At 46.1% G+C, this 17,167-nt stretch carries 11 protein-coding genes; 8 read left to right on the forward strand and 3 right to left on the reverse strand.

Annotation, left to right across the window (positions count from 1 at the left end; genetic code table 11):
* Positions 1 to 32: 32 nt before the first annotated feature.
* Together ACFFUV_RS18940 and ACFFUV_RS18945 are read right to left on the reverse strand one after the other, a co-directional pair.
* Positions 33 to 1,562, reverse strand: a complete 1,530-nt coding sequence (locus tag ACFFUV_RS18940) for an ABC transporter substrate-binding protein (protein ID WP_390195918.1) — start codon at positions 1,560 to 1,562, stop codon at positions 33 to 35.
* Complete coding sequence (locus ACFFUV_RS18945; RefSeq protein WP_390195921.1) at positions 1,555 to 3,438, reverse strand: ABC transporter ATP-binding protein; 1,884 nt, start codon at positions 3,436 to 3,438, stop codon at positions 1,555 to 1,557. The genes ACFFUV_RS18940 and ACFFUV_RS18945 overlap by 8 nt, the downstream gene beginning before the upstream one ends.
* A 181-nt stretch (positions 3,439 to 3,619) precedes the next feature.
* Here ACFFUV_RS18945 and ACFFUV_RS18950 point away from each other — a divergent pair, with 181 nt between their 5' ends.
* The 3 genes from ACFFUV_RS18950 to ACFFUV_RS18960 all read left to right on the forward strand — a co-directional run bounded on the left by ACFFUV_RS18950 (position 3,620) and on the right by ACFFUV_RS18960 (position 6,750).
* On the forward strand, positions 3,620 to 4,540 hold the full coding sequence (locus ACFFUV_RS18950; protein ID WP_390195924.1) for a LysR substrate-binding domain-containing protein: 921 nt from the start codon (positions 3,620 to 3,622) through the stop codon (positions 4,538 to 4,540).
* Positions 4,541 to 4,697: 157 nt separating this feature from the next.
* Positions 4,698 to 5,636 carry a homocysteine S-methyltransferase gene (gene mmuM, locus ACFFUV_RS18955; protein WP_390195927.1) on the forward strand — a complete coding sequence of 313 codons (939 nt, stop codon included), beginning with the start codon at positions 4,698 to 4,700 and terminating at the stop codon, positions 5,634 to 5,636.
* A gap of 292 nt (positions 5,637 to 5,928) precedes the next feature.
* Complete coding sequence (locus ACFFUV_RS18960) at positions 5,929 to 6,750, forward strand: transporter substrate-binding domain-containing protein (protein ID WP_390195930.1); 822 nt, start codon at positions 5,929 to 5,931, stop codon at positions 6,748 to 6,750.
* Positions 6,751 to 6,833: 83 nt separating this feature from the next.
* Here the strand turns inward: ACFFUV_RS18960 and ACFFUV_RS18965 are convergent, their stop codons facing one another.
* Positions 6,834 to 9,347: a molybdopterin oxidoreductase family protein gene (locus ACFFUV_RS18965; RefSeq protein WP_390195933.1), complete on the reverse strand. Its 2,514-nt coding sequence runs from the start codon at positions 9,345 to 9,347 to the stop codon at positions 6,834 to 6,836.
* Between the two features lie 386 nt (positions 9,348 to 9,733).
* On the opposite strand from ACFFUV_RS18965, the gene cobA reads away from it, so the two are divergent.
* From cobA to ACFFUV_RS18990, 5 genes are all read left to right on the forward strand, one after another.
* Positions 9,734 to 10,564: a uroporphyrinogen-III C-methyltransferase gene (cobA, locus tag ACFFUV_RS18970; protein WP_390195936.1), complete on the forward strand. Its 831-nt coding sequence runs from the start codon at positions 9,734 to 9,736 to the stop codon at positions 10,562 to 10,564.
* A 69-nt stretch (positions 10,565 to 10,633) separates the two neighbouring features.
* Positions 10,634 to 13,171 (forward strand): nitrite reductase large subunit NirB, encoded by a 2,538-nt coding sequence (gene nirB / locus ACFFUV_RS18975; RefSeq protein ID WP_390195939.1) that lies wholly within the window; start codon positions 10,634 to 10,636, stop codon positions 13,169 to 13,171.
* Between the two features lie 51 nt (positions 13,172 to 13,222).
* Positions 13,223 to 13,567: a nitrite reductase small subunit NirD gene (gene nirD / locus ACFFUV_RS18980; RefSeq protein ID WP_390195942.1), complete on the forward strand. Its 345-nt coding sequence runs from the start codon at positions 13,223 to 13,225 to the stop codon at positions 13,565 to 13,567.
* A gap of 98 nt (positions 13,568 to 13,665) precedes the next feature.
* Entirely contained in the window at positions 13,666 to 15,135 is a 1,470-nt protein-coding gene (locus tag ACFFUV_RS18985) for a NarK family nitrate/nitrite MFS transporter (RefSeq protein ID WP_390195945.1), read from the forward strand.
* Between the two features lie 124 nt (positions 15,136 to 15,259).
* The gene (locus tag ACFFUV_RS18990) at positions 15,260 to 17,014 is read left to right on the forward strand and encodes a bifunctional protein-serine/threonine kinase/phosphatase (RefSeq protein ID WP_390195948.1); all 1,755 of its coding nucleotides are present in this window, start codon (positions 15,260 to 15,262) and stop codon (positions 17,012 to 17,014) included.
* The last annotated feature ends 153 nt before the right edge of the window (positions 17,015 to 17,167 follow it).

Here is a 17,167-nt window from a genome sequence, read left to right on the forward strand (position 1 = left end):
AGCCACCCCGTTAAGCGGGTGGCTTCTTTTCATTACTCGACAGTGATCTCTGTCAGACGCAGACGGCTGTCTGGCACTGGCGTGAAATTTTTCACACGTTTATTGACCCCAAAAATGGCATTTAAGCTATAAAGTGGCATTTCCAACGCTCGGTCTGCGGTGTAGTTGGCGATAGACTTTAGAATCTCTTCACGTTTGGTTTGATCAATAATAGAACGCTGCGACTCTAACAATTTATCTAACTCAGGATCGCTGTCATACGGATTCCATTTTTCACCCGTGTGATACATAAAGTAAGCGGTATTGTCGTAATCAAGCGTCCAACCTCCCCAAGATTGCTGGAACATTTCACCAGTTTTACCTGATGGAATGATGTCATTAAGCAATACGTTGGTTTCATAAGGCTTAATCGTGGCATTCAGTCCGATAATCTGCAGATAGCTCGCCACAGCCTGCGTGACTTCATTAAACGTGGCATCATTGCCACGAATATCCAGTTGGATTTTCGTGCCTGGTTTGACCCCTGCTTGTTTAAGCAATTGCATCGCTTTATTGGGATCATACGGTAGCGGTTTTAATGTCTCATCGTTACCAAACGAAATTGCACTTTGAAAGCTAGAAATCGCCTCGGCTTGCCCACCTAAAATCGAATCAATAATCGCTTGGCGATCTACACCATAGATCAGTGCTTTTCTGACTCGCTCATCTTTGGTGATCCCACTTTTAGAGTTAAAGCGCAGCGCGTAAACCGTTGGACTTTGCGTCGTCACAACCTCAAGGTTTGGGTTTTCCTCAATGGTTGGAATCATCCCAATAGGAATGGTTGGCGGTATCACTAAATCCACTCGGCCGGACTGCAATTCAGCCACCGCGGTAGATGGCTCGGATATAAATCGATAGTTGAGCTGCGATAACTTCGGAGCCTCGCCCCAAAATCCTTGATACGGTTCCAGTTCGATAGACACTTTAGGGCTGTATGATTTGAATTTAAACGGGCCGGTACCAACAGGATGAGTATTAAAATACGCTTCACCGTGTTGTTGAATGTATTTTGGCGGAACAATCATCGCCCCATACCCCGCCAGTTTGGTTAGCAGCACAGGATCGGGCGCGTTTAAATGGAAGTCAACGGTCTGTTCGTCAATCACTTCCACATGATCAATGGCGATATAATTAGAGCGCTGTGGCCCTTTCTTTCCCTGCTCTCCCAGCAAGCGATCGAAGGTAAACTTCACCGCTGCAGCGTTAAACGGTTCTCCATTATGAAAAGTCACGTTTTCGCGTAAATGGAAGCGAATGCGCTTACCGTCATCAAGCTGCTCCCACGAGGTGGCTAAGCCAGGTTTCAGCTGTAAATCAGGGCCTCGATATGTCAGACCATCATAAAGGTTGGTCGCCACTGATGCCCAGTTAACCAGAAAGGTATCAACCGGGTCCCAACTGCCTGGATCTTGAGGTGATGAAACCGTTAAGGTACCCGCCGCCATACTCCATGATGAAATCGTCAGGCCTGCTGCTAGCCCTAGTGATTTGAGCCAGCGTGTTTTGATGTGGTTATGCATTAACATAGTCTCCATTTATGTCTGATTGTTTCGCCCCTTCCTGAGGCGTTCTGGCAACCCAGTGTCCGGGATTGATTTCAATGTGTGTTACCGCTTTGGGCTCATCCCCGACTTGGCGAACCGGGCTTGGAATATCTCCGGTTAAACGCACATGGGTTCGCTGTAACGTCGGGTCAGCAACGGGAACCGCACTCAGTAACTTTTGGGTATAAGGGTGTGTAGGCGTTTCAAGAACCTGCTGGCGATTGCCAATTTCGGCGATTTGCCCTAGGTACAGGACCGCCACTCGATGGCTGATTTTCTCAACCACGGCCATATCATGGCTGATAAATAGGTACGCAATCCCAAATTCTTCCTGAAGCTCCATGAACAGGTTGATGATCTGAGCTTGAATCGACACATCCAGCGCCGACAACGCTTCATCGGCAATTATCAACTTCGGGTTAGACGCCAGAGCGCGAGCGATACATATCCGTTGGCGCTGCCCACCGGAAAACTCATGAGGGTAACGAGCAGCGTGTTCAGGACGTAAACCAACACGCTCTAATAGCTCCGCAACTCGTTCATCAATCTGTTTACGACTGCTCAGCAAATGATGGGTTCGAATCGGCTCAGCAATCGAGTAGCCCACGGTTTTTCTTGGATCAAGAGAGGCGTATGGGTCTTGGAATATGTACTGGATATCTTGTCGTAACCGGCTTTGCTCAGCGTTTGACCTGTGCTCGATGGATCGGCCTTCAAACTCGATATTGCCACTGGTTGCTTTTTGTAACTGCTGGATAGTTCGACCAATGGTCGATTTGCCCGACCCGGACTCACCCACAAGAGCTAAGGTCTCTCCCGGATAAATATCAAAACTCACATTCTCAACGGCATGAACACGATGAGTGGTACGACCCCAGAAATTTTTCTTGGTATCAAAACGGGTGATCAGATCTTTCACGCGCAGCAAAGGCGCCATGTCATAGCGCGCGGTATCTTGCTCCTTCTCTTCGCCTACCACTTTTAACTGCTCATTTTCAAGCACCATGACAGGAAAGCGACATGGGTGACGTCTTCCCGTCATACTGCCAAGTTTTGGCACCGCATTAAGCAACGCTTGTGTATACGCGTGCTTAGGCTTCGCAAACACCTGCTGAACCTTACCTTGTTCAATTTTTCGTCCTTGCCACATGACCACCACATCATCAGCAATTTCCGCCACCACCCCCATATCATGGGTAATGAAGATCACCGCCATATCGAGCTCTTTTTGTAAATCAGCAATAATGGCAAGAATCTGCGCCTGTATGGTGACATCAAGCGCCGTGGTCGGCTCATCAGCAATAAGTATTTGGGGTTTACACGCTAACGCCATGGCGATCATGACGCGTTGTCGCATGCCACCTGATAGTTGATGCGGATAACGTTTGAGCATCTCACTGGAATCGGGTAATCGAACCATATCCAGCAGCTTTTGGCTTTCGGCTAATGCTTGTGCTTTGGTCAGCTTTTCGTGCAATAACAGAGCTTCACACAGCTGATCACCAATCGTAAATACGGGATTCAGAGACGTCATCGGTTCTTGAAAGATCATCGCGATATCTTTGCCACGAATGCCACGCATTTGCGACTGCGACAAAGAGAGCAGATCTTGTGATGGCTGTGTCGCTGACTGAAAGTGAATCTGGCCTGACTGGTATGACGCACCGGCCATATCTGCAAGGCGCATAATGGTTTGTGAAGTCACTGATTTCCCAGAACCTGACTCACCAACAATCGCGAGCGTTCTGCCCTGGTGAACATCAAAACTCAGGTTTTCAATCACGGTATTGTCACCGAATTGAACGGTGAGATCCTCAACGCGAAGAATGGGGGCATCCTGCCTGTCTGTCATCGATTTATCCTTTTGTGACAGTGAAAACCTATAACTCAGTAACCATCCCTCAGTCACTGCGAAACTGTACTAGCCAACCTAAAGTTCTATATCGATTGACTCAGTTCCATCATGTAAACTAAATTCAATGACATCAACTTATATTAAGTCATGTTCAATAAACAAATGTTATGGGTTATGAATGAAGTTCAGACAAATTGAAGCCTTTCGAAACATCATGCTTAGAGGAACAACGGCTGCCGCCGCTGCTGAAATGCATGTCACTCAACCCGCTGTAAGCCGTCTGATTAGTGACTTAGAGCACTCGATTGGCTTTCGACTTTTTGAACGTCGCAAAGGTCGCCTGTTCCCAACTCAAGAAGCCGGAGAATTCTTCCGCTCTGTCGAAGAAAGCTTCCTTGGGCTTGAGAAATTAGAGTCGGTTGCTGTGCAAATTCGTAACCAAGCCCCTCAAGAGTTAAAAATAGCCAGTACCTCAGCGATATCGAGTTCACTTCTGCCTATTGCGTTATCTGAACATGAACGCTACTTTCCCGATGAAAAAGTGGTGATTCATACTGATGGATTAGCCGAGATTGTTATGAAGCTACAAACCAACACAGTTGACTTAGCAGTCGGACTGCAACTTCCCCAACTCAGTGGTATTGAGCAGGAGTTTATCGGTAATGCCCGTTATGTTTTTGCTGCCAAGCAAGGCCACCCTTTATTGGAGAAGCAAGTCATCACCGCCGATGACCTGAAAGGCGAGTCAGTTATCACGGTGTTAGACAGTAACCCAAATTACTGGCAAAAGCTGACCACGGCTTTAGACAACGTTGAATCCGAGCTTAATCGCCGAGTGTTTATTGATACCTCACACACCGCTTATGCAATGATTGCGCAAGGCCTCGCCGTTGGCGTACTTGAACCTTTTGCTGCGAGAGCTTGGGCGAATAATGGTGTTGTCACTCGCCCGTTCGAACCGACCATTTATTATCCATACAGCATTGCGTATCCCACGAATACTCGGCACCACAAATCACTGTATCGCTTTGCAGAATCCGTGAAGCAATCGGCGAAAACAATGCCAGAATTTATGTCAAAAGACGTTGATGACCGCTAGCAGAAATAACCGCTTGTGCGCCCACCGCAGAATCATCAAATGGCATGTTCGGTATTGAAACATAACCCAATTCACGGTCTAATTTTATCTGGCAGATTCCTTACCGATTTAAACAACAATTACAACACGCTGCCCGTCATTCAAATAAGGAACGACCATGAGACAAAATCTCACTCACATTCTCTCAACCCCTCATCTTCTGATCACTGATGGGGCTGCTGGCACCCACCTTGAAGCCATGGGTTGCGACCTTAACGACGAACTTTGGACAGCAAAAGTTCTTAAAGAAAGTCCCCAACTTATCAAGCAGTTACACCGTGATTATTTTGAGGCTGGCGCCGATTTTAGCGCTTCGGTCAGCTATCAAGCGACCATCGAAGGCTATACCAAGCAAGGATTGTCGGAGTCCGAAGCGATTGCGCTGATCAAAGCATCAGCCACGTTGCTTCTTGATGCACGAGATGAGTGGTGGGAACAACAAGGAAAAGCGGATAACCGACGTTATCCGATTGCCGCTGCATCCATCGGCCCCTATGGCGCCTTTCTCGCTGATGGTTCGGAATACCGCGGCGACTATGAGTTATCGGCGCAACAGCTTCGCCAGTTTCATCAGCAACGCATTGAAATTCTGTGGGATCAAGGTGTTGACCTTATCGCTGTCGAGACGATTCCTCGTTTGGATGAAGCCTTAGTCATCGCAGAGATTGTCCAAGAACTGGGTGCGAAATGCTGGATTACATTTAGCGCACAAAATTCATCACAAATCTGCAATGGTCAAGAGATTGCCGAGTGTATCCGCGCCCTAGAACCCTTTGAGTGCGTGGTTGCCGTTGGCGTGAACTGTACTGCTCCCCAATATATCGGTGGGTTGATAGAGAACATCAAATCGCAGACTAATAAACCAATTGTTGTGTATGGCAACTTGGGTAACAGCTATGATCCGAACAGTAAAACTTGGTGTGAACATGATAAGCAAGGTGTCACCAGTTACCTAGAATACGCGCGGCAATGGAAAGCACTCGGTGCAAAAATTATTGGCGGCTGCTGTGGTACCACGCCCATGGAAATAAAGCAGATTTTCTCAAACATCGACTAAAGCATAAAAAATAGTTGGCTCCTAGAATGCGAGCAAACGTTGTTCACCCCAAGCGGAGAAAACGTACGAGCAGTCGTTACTGCTTCTAGGAGCGATAAGTTATTCGCACTGTTCATGCTGGCTATTAAGCGTGGCTAGCCAGATAAATACTCGGTCAGAGCAAAAATAAGCATATCTTATAAAGAATAAGGTATTGATTATTCCTTCAAAATCTTCATCATTCATTCGCCGTCATACTTGCAATCTCAAGCAGACAAACGACAAAACAATAAAAATTACGTGGATGTATAAAATGAAGTTAAAACCTTTCACACAACAACTTAGAACCGTATTAACCTCTTCGCTTGCCATTTTCTCTCTGTTTTCAACAGCCAATGCCACCGCAGCGGAATCAACACTTGATGGAATATTAAGTTCCGGTGAACTTAAATTCTGTTTCGAATCTGGCTATCTACCATTTGAAATGACGGACAAAAATGGCCGCTATGTGGGCTTTGATATCGATATCGCTAAGCAGATGGCACGCTCAATCGATGTTAAATTTGTTCCCGTCAATACCGCATGGGACGGTATTATTCCTGCTCTCAAAACGGGAAAATGTGACTTTATCGGCGGCATGACCATCACGCCTAAACGTAATGTCAGCGTGAATTTCGCCCAGCCATACATTGAAGTCGGTCAAACGGTGCTCATTTCACCAAAGCTGGCTGACAAAATCACCTCATATCGTGACCTTAATAACGCGCAATACACAGTCGCGACACAAATGGGCACCACTGGCGCACAGGCGGCAAAGAAGTACTTATACAACGCCAAAATCGACCTGTATGAGACATCTGCCGACGCGGCGCTGCAAATTGCCAACGGCCAAGCCGATGCCTTTGTGTATGACTTACCTTATAACTCGATGTATGAAGCGCAGCACCAAGGCAAAGTTATCCACCTTGATGAAAGTTTTACCTTTGAACCTTTGGGTTGGGCTGTACGCCAGCAAGATCCTGACTTTCTCAACTTCCTCAACAATTTTCTTCGTCAAATTAAAGGCGATGGAACCTATCAGCGCATTTATGACAAGTGGTTCAAATCGGATAAGTGGGTAGATAGCATCCAGTAATTAATCGCCCCAAGCCCATACCATCGGTGAACTTGGGGCGCTGTTGTTGAACGTGCTTTAATTGTTGATCAGAGTTTCTCTGATTAGCTCATTGTCTTGCTCGACAACCTTTTTACAGTTGAATGCACATGGTTATCAATTCCCGCCATCGCCTCGCTAATCTCTTGGTTGAAATTGTTAACCATCCATTCAATATCATCTTCGGTCATACTTGGCTGAACGTATAGCCCCTGAAAAACTTTATCATTTTTCACTGTCATATAATGATAGCGAATACCGCCTGCGCCTGACTCCATACTGAAAACACGCCCATGTTGATAAATCAATCGCTGCTTTAGCTCAAGAGCAAGTTCAGAGACCGAACGTTTAGATTCAATATGATAAAGATAACCATGTTCAATCTTTTGCCTCGCCCAGTAATCGCAGTCGTCAAAGTTAATTACGTGGCGGGAAGTAAACAAAGCAGTGCTTTGATACTGACATGGCTGAAGGTTGACTGGGGTATGTTTAAATTCCGGCTGACCCGATACTTGGTCAGTACTAGGCGCAATCAGTTCACACGGCTTTGCGCCTTTTGCTGTTATATTGTTCCAGTGAATGGGAATAAATAAATGATCGGGCTGAACATCACGAGTCACCTCAGCACGCACCTGACATAAACCATAAGTGCTGCGCACCTCTACAAGTTGTCCGTCACGCACACCATATTGGTCTGCTGTTTGTGGGTGGATTTGCACGTAAGGCTGAGATTTATGCTCTGCAAGCCTTGCAGAAAGGCCCGTTCGAGACATGGTATGCCATTGATCGCGAGTTCGCCCGCTATTTAACAACAGTGGGTATGCCTCGCTGGTTGCGCTTTGCGGCAGAGAATGACGAACTGCAATAAAGTTCGCCTTGTGGTTTGGCGTATAAAAACGCTGATCGGAGAACAGACGCTGATTGACAACCTGGGATTGAAGCGCTGTCACCGGCCATTGCTGGGGCAGCAGTTGGTTGTAATCTTGATCATCAAGATCGGTTAAGCCGATAAGCGAGAAGTCACGTTCTCCATTGAGGTTCCCCTCAACAGATAAAGCCGCGTGTTCTCGAAAAATTTCGCCTTCATGCAAGTAGTTAAACGCATGGCCAAAGCCCATCTTCTGAGCAACCTGACTGACTATCCACCAGTCAGGTTTCGCCATACCGGGGCTGGGTAAGACTCGACGTTGACGCGATATACGTCGCTCTGAGTTGGTGACTGTTCCCGACTTTTCACTCCAGCCCTGTGCTGGCAGCACAATATCGGCCATTCGCGTGGTTTCTGTATCGGCAATACAATCTGAAACGACGACAAATTCACACGTATGCAACGCCTTACGAATCTTATCGCTGTCTGGCAAACTCACCATCGGGTTGGTTGCCATTATCCAGATCGCTTTTATCTTACCTTGCGCCATGGCATCAAACATATCGACCGCTTTTAACCCAGGCCGTAATGCAAGATTCTCTGATCGCCAAAAATTTTTGACTATCGCCAGATGTTCTGGATTATCAAATTCCATGTGAGAGGCAAGCGTGTTCGCCAAGGCTCCTACTTCTCGCCCCCCCATCGCGTTTGGCTGTCCGGTGACCGAGAAAGGCCCTGTCCCTACTTTACCTAGCTTACCTTGTGCTAAGTGGCCGTTGATGATGCTATTCACCTTATCAGAACCAGTGGTCGACTGATTGACGCCCTGTGAGTAGATGGTCACGACCTTCTCAGTGGTAGCAAAGTCATGATAAAAACGCTGTAATTGTGTCTCTGACAGCCCAGTGACTAACGCCACATCCTCCTCTTGCTGCGCACTGTCTAATGCTTGTTCAGCATGATTGGTTGTGTTGCTGACAAACGCTTCATCGATGTAGTCATTGCCTGCTATATAAGACAAAAGGCCGTTAAACAAAGCCACATCCGAACCTGATTTCAAGGCGAGATGCTGATCGGCGATATCGCAGCTTTCAGTTTGACGAGGGTCAATGACAATAACGCGTTTTGATGGATTATTCTGTTTCGCACTGCGTAGTCGTTGAAATAATACGGGATGGCACCAAGCGAGATTCGAACCGACGAGAATAACCAGTTCCGCTTCTTCGATATCCTCATAACAAATAGGAACCGTGTCAGAACCAAACGCGCGCCTGTGGCCAACCACCGACGACGCCATACACAACCGTGAGTTACTGTCGATATTCGCCGTTCCGATAAAACCTTTGCAGAGCTTGTTGGCAACGTAGTAATCCTCTGTTAACAGTTGACCCGAAACATAAAAAGCCACAGAGTCGGGACCATGTTTTTCAATCAATTGAGAAAACTTATCAGCAATGATTTGAGTTGCGCTATCCCAGCTCAGCTCTATAGCTTCAGGCGCCCTGTTATCGGTGGGAGCTAGTAACCTTCCATCATGAATAACCGTGTCACCGAGTGCGATCCCTTTGGTGCAAAGCTTTCCATAATTAGACGGATGACTTTTATCCCCTCTGATCTCTAATTCGCCCGATAATTTGGTTCGAGCTTCTAAGCCACACCCCACTCCACAGTAAGCACATGTTGTCTTAATCCATCCATCATTTGACCGCATCACACCCTCTCAAAACAAACTACCTAATAAGGGGTATATTGCAATATATGATCCAATAAGGTTAATTTTAAAGTTTTGTATTTTTTATATTTAAATAACATATAGTTAAAAACAAATATACCTCTAAAGTGGTAGACTAATTAACCTCAAAAACCACAAACTTACCCACCATTTGCACCATTAGATCCACTTTTGCACCACAAAAACCCATAAATAACAAAAAAGTCAAATTTCAATCATATTTATTATTTATAAGAACTTTCATTTTAAGTGTTAAGAATATGAATAATAACAATAAATACATTTTAATTCGTACAAAACCATAATTAGGCACTACTTTTGCTAAGTGAGAAAACATTAGAAACCCTCATTTAGGAAACGGGACGATGAATGTGAGCCACACACAAAGCGAAACATTTGTACGACAAGGTACAGTCACTCTGGTTGGAGCAGGTCCTGGCGATCCTGACTTGTTAACCATAAAAGCGTTACGGGCCATTGAGCAGGCGACTTTGATCGTGTTCGATAACTTGGTTAGTGAGGCGATAAGAGCGCTGTTCCCATCTAACGCCAAAACCCTATTTGTGGGGAAATCAAAAGGACAGCACAGTGCAACTCAGGATGAAATCAATGACATTATGATCACCTATGCGCAATCCGGCCAAGACGTATGCCGTTTAAAAGGCGGGGATGCCTTCGTCTTCGGACGAGGCGGTGAAGAGATGTTGCTACTCACACAAAAAGGAATCAAGGTAAATGTGATTCCTGGAATTACCGCAGCGTCTGGATGTACAACTTACGCACAAATACCACTTACCCATCGAGGGTTAGCGCAAAGTTGTACCTACATTACCGCGCACGCAGACAAGCAATTAGCCTTAAACTGGACGGCATTAGCTCAGCTTAATCAAACCTTAGTGATCTATATGGGGCTGACCAAAACCGACATGATTGCCAGCCAGTTAGTTGAAAATGGTATGGATACCACAACGCCCGTCGCCTTTATCGAAAACGGCTGCACCCCAAAGCAGCGTATCTTTACCGGTCAACTCTCCCAACTTTCGCAGTTGAAACATCAACACCAGATTCAATCGCCCGCTTTAATTGTCATCGGTCACGTTGTCTCGGTGGCCGAACAAATGCACTGGCTCGCACAGCTTTCCAAGCGAACCGAGTCACATCACCGTATACCGAACGCCTTAAAAAGATCGGCTTAACTACGGTAGTAAAACGGACAAGTAACACCGAAGCCTTTTGACTAAATCCACTATCAGGAAGATAACCACATGAGCAAAAAAAGAATTGTCGTCGTCGGAAATGGCATGGTTGGCCACAGGTTTATCGATACATTGCTCCAAAGCGGACGTGATGATCTCGACATCATTACCTTTTCAGAAGAATCACGACTCGCCTATGACCGAGTACAACTGACCTCATATCTGACCGGAAAAACCGTGCAAGATTTGGCGATGACGGATGAATCCTATTATCAAACCAACGGCATTCGCTATATTCTCAACGAAAAAGTCACCGCACTGGATACCAACGCTAAAAAAGTAATAACCGCGTCCGGTCGTGAAGAGAGCTATGACAAATTGGTATTGGCAACAGGCTCGTTTCCCTTTGTGCCTCCTGTTCCTGGTAATGATCAAGAGCACTGTTTTGTCTACCGTACCATCGAAGATCTGGATGCAATTCAAGCGTCGAGCAAAACCAGTAAAAGCGGCGTGGTCATTGGCGGTGGTCTCCTCGGCTTAGAAGCAGCCAATGCAATTAAAAATCTCGGCTTAGAAACGCATGTTGTTGAGTTTGCGCCACGCTTGATGGCGGTTCAGCTCGAAGACGGTGGCGGCGCCCTATTACGTCGCAAGATCGAAAATATGGGTGTCTCGGTGCACACCGAAAAAGCCACCACAGAGATAGTCGCAGGAGAAAACGCTCGCTATCGAATGAACTTTGCAGATGGTTCGCATCTAGAAACCGATATGATCGTCTTCTCTGCGGGTATCCGTCCTCAAGATGAACTTGCTCGTCACTCCGATATTGAGATTGGTGAACGTGGTGGCATCGTGATCAATAACCACTGTCAAACCAACCTATCAGATGTCTATGCGATTGGTGAATGCGCGTTATGGAACAATCAGGTTTTCGGCCTGGTCGCTCCCGGTTATCAAATGGCCAAAGTCGCCGCCAGTCATCTCCTTGAAGATGAAAACCCAAGTCAATTTCTAGGGGCTGACATGAGTACCAAGCTGAAACTGCTTGGCGTCGATGTTGCCAGTATCGGTGAGGTTCATGGACAGACTGAAGGCGCCCTCTCTTACACCTACAATGACGAAATAGAGCAGGTTTACAAGCGGCTGATTATCTCTGCTGACGGCTCAAAGATTGTCGGTGCAGTATTAGTGGGAGACGCAGATGCCTATAGCACATTGCTGCAGATCAAACAAAATGACATGCCATTACCATCTAATCCGTCAGTCCTTATCCTGCCGAACGCCGCGGAAGAAGAATCGGCAGGCATGGGGATCGATGCACTTCCCGACAGCGCCATGATTTGCTCATGTTACGATGTAACAAAAGCGGACATCAAACACGCGGTCGCCACTGGCTGTACCACCATGGCGGCGCTTAAAGAAGCCACTAACGCATCAACCGGCTGTGGTGGATGCTCAGCGCTCGCAAAACAAGTGATGGATAACGAACTCCTCAGCCTAGGTGTGGAAGTCAACAACAACCTATGCGAACACTTTGCTTATTCACGCAAAGAGTTGAGCGATATCATCCGTGTTCAGCAAATAAAAACCTTTGACGAATTACTGAAAAACTATGGTAGTGGGCTGGGTTGTGCTACCTGCAAGCCAGCGGTTGGATCAATCCTAGCTTCGTTCTGGAATGATTACATCCTCAATAGCGAACACACCGAGCTTCAAGACACCAACGATATTTACCTGGGTAACATGCAAAAAGACGGCACATATTCTGTTGTTCCTCGGATTGCTGGCGGTGAAATCACCCCAGACAAATTGATTGTGCTCGGAGAAGTCGCCAAGGAATTCAACTTATACACCAAAATTACTGGTGGTCAGCGTGTCGACTTGTTCGGTGCCCAGCTCAACGATTTGCCGACTATCTGGAAAAAACTGGTCGATGCCGGATTCGAAACCGGTCACGCCTACGGAAAGTCCGTGCGTACCGTTAAGTCTTGCGTAGGAAACTCATGGTGTCGTTATGGTGTGGGTGACAGTGTTCGTTTGGCGGTCGACTTAGAAAATCGCTACAAGGGCCTACGCTCTCCTCACAAAATTAAGTTTGCTGTATCTGGATGCACACGGGAATGCGCAGAAGCACAGTCAAAAGACATTGGGGTTATCGCGACCGAAAATGGCTGGAACTTATACGTTTGCGGTAACGGAGGCATGCGCCCGCGCCATGCCGACCTATTTGCTTCGGATTTGAATGAAGCAACGCTGACTCAATATATCGACCGAATTCTAATGTTTTATATCCGTACCGCAGACCGCCTGCAACGTACCTCGGTATGGCTAGAAAACCTAGAAGGCGGACTGGATTATCTAAAGCAAGTTGTAATTGAAGACAAGCTCGACCTGTGTTCCGAATTAGAAGCCGATATGGCAGCGAATATAGCCAAATATCAATGTGAGTGGAAAACCACCTTAGCGTCACCAGAGCAACTGAAACGTTTTAACCATTTTATTAATAGTGACCAACGAGATGACGGCTTGAAGTTTGTTTCATTGCGAGAGCAACGCTTTCCCAAACCACAACAAACCGATGTTATCGACATTGTTGAAGTGTCTTAACGGTGCTGAAAAGGTATCGAAGGAACCCATTTAAATTTAAGGAGAGTCAATATGAACCACTGGCACACCATCTGTTCTGTCAACGATCTGGTCCCCAATACGGGCGTTTGTGCTTTGGTCGCGGATCAGCAAGTGGCGATTTTCAACTGTACACGCACCGGCTTGCTGTATGCGATTTCTAATCGCGACCCAATCAGTAACGCGAACATTCTATCACGCGGAATCATCGGCTCTGTCGACAATAAACCCTATGTGGCTTCGCCTCTGTATAAACAGCACTTCAATCTCGAAACGGGAGAGTGCCTAGAAGACTCAAGCTACCAAGTTAACGTCTACGCGGTCCGTGAACATCATGGTCAGGTCCAAGTGCGAGTAGCCAACGCTGTTGCAGCTTAAACCCAATACAAAAAAACGGGTGAAAACCCTCTAACAAACCCACACCAATACGCTTTCGCATTGTTGTGCCAGATAAACTCAGTAAAAAGGATTTACGAATGGAAAACACCAAATTCTCGCTGTTTTCATTTAATGGCAAAATGAAAATATTGCACATGAGTTGGATTGCTTTTTTTATCACCTTTGTTGTTTGGTTTAACTTCGCGCCGCTGCTGCAAATGGTCAAAGAGACATTGGGACTCAGCACGCAAGAAGTCAAAACGCTATTGATACTCAATGTTGCGCTAACTATACCTGCGCGGGTTGTCATCGGCATGCTAACCGACAAGTACGGGCCAAGGCTGGTTTATTCTGCACTCTTAGCCATCTGTTCAATTCCATGTTTTATGTTTGCGTTTGCCGATTCGTTCATACAAGCTGCTATCGCTCGGTTTCTACTCGGTTTTATCGGTGCTGGCTTTGTCATTGGTATCCGATTAGTCTCTGAATGGTTTCCGCATAATCAGCTAGGCACAGCCGAAGGCATCTATGGTGGTTGGGGTAATTTTGGTTCAGCAGCAGCAGCTTTCACGCTGCCAACGCTCGCCTTGCTAGTTGGCGGCGATGCAGGATGGCGCTATGCTATCGCGATCACTGGGCTAATGAGCCTAGTATTCTCTATTGTATTTTATCGCAACGTCTCTGACACGCCAAAAGGCTCAACCTACTTTAAACCGAAACATCTGACCGCGATGGAGGTAACATCTAAAGGTGATTTTTTCTTCCTATTACTGATGAAAATCCCTATGTACGCCGTGCTTGCCTTGCTTGCTTGGAAACTGTCCCCTAGCGGTATCGCGATGCTACCTAACATGGCCGTTAACGCGATTTACGGCGGTCTTATCGCGCTCTATCTGCTCGAAGTCACTCAGGTGTGGAAAGTCAATAAAACAGTGTTTAAACAGCCTATCGCAGAGATCCACCAATATAAATTTAAACAGGTTGCGGTATTAAATGTTCTCTACTTTGCCACCTTTGGCTCTGAATTGGCTGTCGTGTCGATGCTGCCACTATTTTTCTCAGAAACATTTGAATTATCGCCAGTCCTCGCAGGGATGGTCGCATCCGCCTACGCGTTCATGAACCTTATGTCACGGCCAGGTGGAGGCTGGATTTCGGATCGTTTTGGGCGAAAACCAACATTGTTGATCTTAACGGCGGGACTGGCTGTAGGGTATTTCCTGATGGGACAAGTTGGAAGTGAATGGCCTATCTGGCTGGCGGTACTCACAGCCATGGCATGTTCTTTTTTTGTACAAGCTGGAGAAGGTGCCGTTTTCGCAACAGTGCCACTGATTAAGCGCCGTATGACTGGACAAATCGCCGGTATGACTGGAGCTTACGGCAACGTGGGGGCAGTGACTTACTTAACCATTTTATCCTTCGTTGATTATCAAACATTCTTCTACGTAATCGCGGGTACGGCAGTGGTTGGTTTCATCGCATTAATGGTTATGGAAGAGCCAAACGGCAAAATCGCTGAAGTAAACGAAGATGGGAGTGTTACTCTGATTGACGTCTCACACTAAAACCAACGTTGGCATGAACACGTTTATATAACGCAAATGCAAACTATATACGGGGAGCGACCTAATTCGTTATTGACTGAATTAGGTCGTTTAACTCAAACAGGGAATACTCTAAAAGGTTTCTATGCCATTTCGAATACAGAAACAGTCCAGATTAACAATCGCGCATACTGGTCAATCCTTAAAGGGGGAGAGAAATCAAAACCAAGACGCGATTTTAGTGAAGGTGCCTGAACAGCAAGAGACCCTGACTCACAAGGGAATTGTTGCTTGTATCGCTGATGGCGTCAGTTGCAGTGAGCATAGTCAAAAAGCCAGCCATACGGCAGTCGTTCAATTTATCAACGACTACTACGCAACCCCAAATAGCTGGAGTACAAAACATGCGGCTAGCCAAATCTTAACTTCACTTAATCATTGGCTTTATGCTCAAGGCACCAAAAATGGGTTGTCCCATAACGCCTTAGTGACTACCTTCAGTTGCATCATTTTAAAGTCCAACACAGCACACCTGTTTCATGTTGGTGATACTCGTATCCATCTCTTACGCAAAGGAAAATTTCGACAACTAACCACCGATCATCAACGCATTAACTTTGGAAAAAATGCTTATCTGACCCGAGCTTTAGGCATGGATCGCAACGTAGAAGTTGACTATCAGACGCTTTCTCTACAAAAAGGCGATCGCTTTCTCCTTACTTCTGATGGCGTACATGATTTCATCGACGTCAGTACGCTTTCACAATTCGCCAATCCGTCGCTCAACATCAGTCACGGTGATCGCTGTTTGGCAATATGTCACCAAGCTCTGAAAAATGGTAGCCAAGACAACGTCAGCTGCCTGCTCCTTGACGTCATCCATTTACCGCCGCATTCAGCACTAGAGCATCAAGAACGCATCTTAGCGAGAATCATTCCCCCAGCAATGAAAGTCGGCAACCAAATTGACAATTTACGTATAGACAACGTGTTGTATGAAGGAACTAGAAGCCATGTATACCTTGTACGCGAGCAGAACACTGGTAAAAAGATGATTCTCAAAGCCCCTTCGTTACAATACAGTGAAGATCGTGAATACTTGACTCACTTTTCCAACGAGGGTTGGATTGGTACTCAGATAAACAGCGATCGGGTAATGAAAGTGTACCCAACGCCAAGTGAGTCTAAATTCATCTATCAACTGTATGAATACATTGAAGGTTCAACACTACGCCAATGGATGTACGATCACCCTAATCCCGACCTACAAAGTGTTCGTGTGATCATTGACTCACTCATCAAAGCGTTGCGTGTTTTTCAAAGAGCCGATATGGTACACCGAGATATAAAGCCCGAAAATGTCATGATTACTCACTCTGGCGAAATAAAAATTATTGATTTTGGCGCGGTGCAAGCTGCCGGATTAGAGGAACTGCAGCCAAAAAGTGTTAACGAGATACCACTTGGGGCGGTTAACTATACTGCGCCTGAGTACATACAAACTGGCAACGCCACAACAAGCTCCGACCTATTCTCCGTGGCGGTTATTTGCTACGAGATGTTGACAGGCCAGTTACCTTATCGTCAGGTCATAGGACAGAATCTGCAATCCGCTAGACATACCAAATGGCAATATCGCCCTGTTAACCAATTTCGTAGCGATATTCCACATTGGATAGATCTGACATTAAGAAAAGCCACTCATTATTTACCACAAAGACGCTATCCAGCCCTTAGTGAATTTGTTGCCGACCTTTATACCCCTAATCAATCACTGCAATATGAAGCCAAAAAATCTCCTTTGATACAACGTCACCCAATGCTGTTTTGGAAATTCACAACATTACTTATTACTGTTATCGCTGTACTGGAATTGATGTATATCGTAAACACCCTTTAATGCTGCTTGGAAATCAAATGAGAGTTAGCCTGATGCCTAAATGACCAACACATGTGACTCGCCATTACCATTTATCTATGCGTGTGGTTCAAAATAATCCTTGACCTTTACCTTAGGGAAAGCTTTACCCTAAGGGCAATTCTAATTTGAACT

The organism is Vibrio olivae (assembly GCF_042428525.1).
GTDB lineage: Bacteria > Pseudomonadota > Gammaproteobacteria > Enterobacterales > Vibrionaceae > Vibrio > Vibrio olivae.

What these genes read in the sequence shown, in the direction of transcription:
- ACFFUV_RS18940 (WP_390195918.1), bottom strand. Translation starts at nt 1,562, where the DNA reads ATGCATAACCACATCAAAACACGCTGGCTCAAATCACTAGGGCTAGCA.
- ACFFUV_RS18945 (WP_390195921.1), bottom strand. Translation starts at nt 3,438, where the DNA reads ATGACAGACAGGCAGGATGCCCCCATTCTTCGCGTTGAGGATCTCACC.
- ACFFUV_RS18950 (WP_390195924.1), top strand. Translation starts at nt 3,620, where the DNA reads ATGAAGTTCAGACAAATTGAAGCCTTTCGAAACATCATGCTTAGAGGA.
- mmuM (WP_390195927.1), top strand. Translation starts at nt 4,698, where the DNA reads ATGAGACAAAATCTCACTCACATTCTCTCAACCCCTCATCTTCTGATC.
- ACFFUV_RS18960 (WP_390195930.1), top strand. Translation starts at nt 5,929, where the DNA reads ATGAAGTTAAAACCTTTCACACAACAACTTAGAACCGTATTAACCTCT.
- ACFFUV_RS18965 (WP_390195933.1), bottom strand. Translation starts at nt 9,347, where the DNA reads ATGCGGTCAAATGATGGATGGATTAAGACAACATGTGCTTACTGTGGA.
- cobA (WP_390195936.1), top strand. Translation starts at nt 9,734, where the DNA reads ATGAATGTGAGCCACACACAAAGCGAAACATTTGTACGACAAGGTACA.
- nirB (WP_390195939.1), top strand. Translation starts at nt 10,634, where the DNA reads ATGAGCAAAAAAAGAATTGTCGTCGTCGGAAATGGCATGGTTGGCCAC.
- nirD (WP_390195942.1), top strand. Translation starts at nt 13,223, where the DNA reads ATGAACCACTGGCACACCATCTGTTCTGTCAACGATCTGGTCCCCAAT.
- ACFFUV_RS18985 (WP_390195945.1), top strand. Translation starts at nt 13,666, where the DNA reads ATGGAAAACACCAAATTCTCGCTGTTTTCATTTAATGGCAAAATGAAA.
- ACFFUV_RS18990 (WP_390195948.1), top strand. Translation starts at nt 15,260, where the DNA reads ATGCCATTTCGAATACAGAAACAGTCCAGATTAACAATCGCGCATACT.